Source organism: Streptomyces chiangmaiensis, assembly GCF_036281785.1.
Taxonomy (GTDB): Bacteria; Actinomycetota; Actinomycetes; order Streptomycetales; family Streptomycetaceae; genus Streptomyces; species Streptomyces chiangmaiensis.
In genome coordinates, this window is sequence record NZ_JAYWVC010000549.1 from 1 (window position 1) to 1,523 (window position 1,523).

General features: G+C 67.3%; 2 protein-coding genes. Both read right to left on the reverse strand.

The features are described from left to right. Positions 1-35: 35 nt before the first annotated feature. The gene (locus VXC91_RS45420) at positions 36-1,043 is read right to left on the reverse strand and encodes an IS3 family transposase (RefSeq protein WP_329513181.1); all 1,008 of its coding nucleotides are present in this window, start codon (positions 1,041-1,043) and stop codon (positions 36-38) included. A 17-nt stretch (positions 1,044-1,060) separates the two neighbouring features. Then, a complete protein-coding gene (locus VXC91_RS45425; protein WP_329513182.1) occupies positions 1,061-1,444 on the reverse strand; it encodes a hypothetical protein in 384 nt (127 codons plus the stop codon). Between the last annotated feature and the right edge of the window lie 79 nt (positions 1,445-1,523).

Below are 1,523 nucleotides of genomic sequence, written 5' to 3' on the forward strand. Positions count from 1 at the left end.
CGGAAGATTTCAAGTCCAATGAGACGGTTGTGATGCTATGAGGTTTGTGGTGCGGGTTCCCTGCGCTTGGCCGGGTTGTTGATCCATGCCTGCTGGGGTATCTCGGGTGGTCGGGGGCGTCGGCCGAAGCGTTCGGGGTGGCGGGTGTATGCCTCGGCGAGGGTGACGGCCCGCTGGTCGCGGACCTCCTCGGCGGTGCCGAAGTGGACGGAGGCGGGTGTGTGCCAGCCGATGCCCGAGTGCCGGTGCTCATGGTTGTAGTACGCGATGAAGGCGTCGAACCATTCGCGGGCGTGGGCCAGGGAGTCGAACCGTTCGGGATAGTCGGACATGTACTTCGTGGTCTTGAACTGGGCCTCGCTGTAGGGGTTGTCGTTGGAGACTTTCGGCCGCGAGTGCGATCTCGTCACCCCCAGATCGATGAGCAGCTGGGACACCTTCTTGCTCGTCATCGAGGTGCCACGGTCGGCGTGCACGGTCTCGGGCACGATGCCGTTGCGGGTGATGGTCTCGCGGATCAACTCCTCGGCCCGCTCGGCGGATTCGGCGGCCTCGACGGTGTGGCCGACGATGTAGCGGCTGAAGATGTCGATGATGACGTAGGCGTGGTACCAGATGCCCTTGGCCGGTCCGGCCGCCTTGGTGATGTCCCAGGTGAACACCTGTGAGGGCGCAGTGGCGACCAGCTCGGGCACCGTCTTGGCGGGGTGGGTGGCCTGTCTTCGGCGCTCGCCGTTCTGCCCCTTCTCGCGCAGGATCCGGTACATCGTGGAGACGGAGCAGTGGTAGCGCCCGGCATCCAGCTCGCGGGCCCAGATCTGTGCGGGCGGGAGCTCGGCGTACTCGTCGCAGTTCATCAACTCCAGTACCGCTGCCCGCTCTTCGGCCGCCAGAGCCGAGGGCTGAACCTGCGGCGGGCGGGGCCTTGGCGGTGGCGCCGGCCGCAGCCGACGGTAGTGGGTCGCCCGGGAGCGGCCGGTCAGCCGGCACGCGGCCGTAATGCCCAGCTCGCGCTCGACGCCGGTGAACGCGTCATCGACCACCGGGTCGGCGGCAGCCTTCAGTCCGCGCCCTCGGAGATCATTTCCAAGAGCGCGGAGGCTTTTCCCATAACCTCCAACGCGGCTTTGTTCCGGGCCAGTTCCTTCTCCAGCCGTTCCACCTGGCGGCGCAGCTTCTCGTTCTCCGCCTCGGCGGCCGACTTCTTCGGCCGGGCCGGGCTGGTGCGCTTGTCGACCAGCTTCTCCAGGGCCCCGGCATCCCGCGCGGCCCGCCACTCCTTCACGTGCGAGTGATACAGCCGCTCGCGGCGCAGGATCGCGCCCTTCTCGTTCTTCGGTGCGGCGTCGTACTCGGCCACGATCCTCAGCTTGTACTCGGGACTGAAAGTGCGGCGCTTCGGCCGGGGAGCCGGGTCGGATCCGGCGGGCTTGGTGCTGGTCATAAGGGGGTGGTTCTCCTGTCGTGCCCTCTCAGGCTAACCCGCCGAGGCGGAGCGTCTCACCCAAGGCTGACAGAGAGGG